Origin of the sequence: Enterococcus hailinensis (genome assembly GCF_045862035.1) — a bacterium.
Taxonomy (GTDB): Bacteria; Bacillota; Bacilli; order Lactobacillales; family Enterococcaceae; genus Enterococcus_A; species Enterococcus_A hailinensis.
In genome coordinates, this window is sequence record NZ_BAAFRV010000049.1 from 1 (window position 1) to 1,682 (window position 1,682).

Below are 1,682 nucleotides of genomic sequence, written 5' to 3' on the forward strand. Positions count from 1 at the left end.
GCTTAAAAGGAGGCATGTTTATGATTCAAAAGAAACGGCTTGAGTTAATTTTAGAGGAATTGAAGACGCGCGGAACTCTTAGTTTGAAGGAAATTGTTACCTTAACAGGTTCTTCAAGAGATACAGCAAGAAGAGATATTGTCAAATTAGCACAAAATAATGCTATCGATCGCACATATGGTGGAATTAGTTTGCCCAATACCTTTAGTCGTTTAGATGAATATCTTGAACGTACTGAAGATCTCAGTGCTGAAAAAGATATTCTAGCAAAAACTGCTAGTAATTTAGTAAAAGATAATTCCCATATTTTTTTAGATATTTCGACAACGGTCAGTTGCATTCCAAGACATATAAGACCTTATGACAATGTCGTAGCAACGACAAATTCATTAGATATTACCGATCAACTATTGAGAAATACTAAATGTAAAACTAAGATTTTAGGTGGAACCGTCGATCCTATCAAACGAAATGTCGTTGGAACGAAACCGATGCTTGAGCTGGATTCATTTATCTTTGATGTTGCTTTTATGAGTGCCGCTGGAATCACAACCTCAGGCATTTATTACGCCTACGATGAAGATATAGATTTCAAAAAGAAGATAAGAAAACAATCCAAACTTGTAGTTTTACTAATTGATAATACAAAAATCGGATTAAGTCATAACTATAAAGGTTTAGATTTCGAAGATATTGATTTTCTTGTTGTAGAAAGTCGTCTACCAGATGATTTAGAAAGAACAATATCAGATAGTAATGTTTCTATAATAAATTCAAAGTGGGTGCAAACATGATTAAAACGGTATTATTTGACGTAGATGGAACAATCTTAGATACAGAATTTGTCATGATTAAGTCTTTACAAAAAACTCTAAAAGAAGAGAAAAACTTGGACGTTCCAGAAGAAAATTTAGAATACATCTTAGGTATACCAGGTAAAAAAGCAATTGAACGGTATTCATCATCTGGAGAGGAAGCTGATAAGCTATATGCATGTTGGTCCGAAAATGTTAAACAATACTCTCATCTTGCGACTTTGTTTCCCCAAGTGGAAGAATCATTGACTAAGTTAAAAGAAAATGAGATACAAATTGGGATCGTTACATCCAAAACAAATGAAGAAATGGAAAATGAATTTGAACATTTTGGTTTAAGTAAACTTTTTGATATTTCAGTAACTGCCTCTGATACAACGAAACATAAACCTAATCCTGAACCAATTCTATATGCATTAAATAAATTAGGAAGTTTACCCGAAGAATCAATTTACATAGGTGATTCAATCTATGATATGCATAGCTCACAATCAGCTGGAGCTAAATTTGCTTTAGCAAAGTGGGGAGCAAAAGAAAATCCACTATTCTCAAGTGCAGATATTAGTTTAGAAACTCCTCTAGAAATATTACAACACTTAAAATAGATCAGCTTACTAGCTTACTAAAGAAATTATGTTATTTCATTAACGGTTAACATAAGTGAGGATTATTTCAAGTGATTGTCATAGCAAGGATTTAAAGCACCTGAATTGTGAAATGAGATTGGTCTACTCACAAAGGTATTGTCACTAAGCAATTTTTGAGTAGTATTCTTTGTGATTTCTGAGTAGCGTAGTTTACTAAACTTATTTTTTTAGGAGGGTTTTAAATGTCGTATAACCATTTATCGTCTGAAGAACGTGGGCA

2 protein-coding genes are annotated in these 1,682 nt (G+C 32.8%); both read left to right on the top strand.

Annotated elements, in window-relative coordinates; genetic code table 11:
• Positions 1-794 (top strand): DeoR/GlpR family DNA-binding transcription regulator (locus ACKTSC_RS13355; protein ID WP_407857827.1); only part of this gene is annotated, 794 nt, incomplete at its 5' end.
• Positions 791-1,420: an HAD family hydrolase gene (locus ACKTSC_RS13360; RefSeq protein ID WP_161842817.1), complete on the top strand. Its 630-nt coding sequence runs from the start codon at positions 791-793 to the stop codon at positions 1,418-1,420. The genes ACKTSC_RS13355 and ACKTSC_RS13360, both read left to right, overlap by 4 nt.
• Positions 1,421-1,682 lie beyond the last annotated feature (262 nt).

What these genes read in the sequence shown, in the direction of transcription:
- ACKTSC_RS13360 (WP_161842817.1), top strand. Translation starts at nt 791, where the DNA reads ATGATTAAAACGGTATTATTTGACGTAGATGGAACAATCTTAGATACA.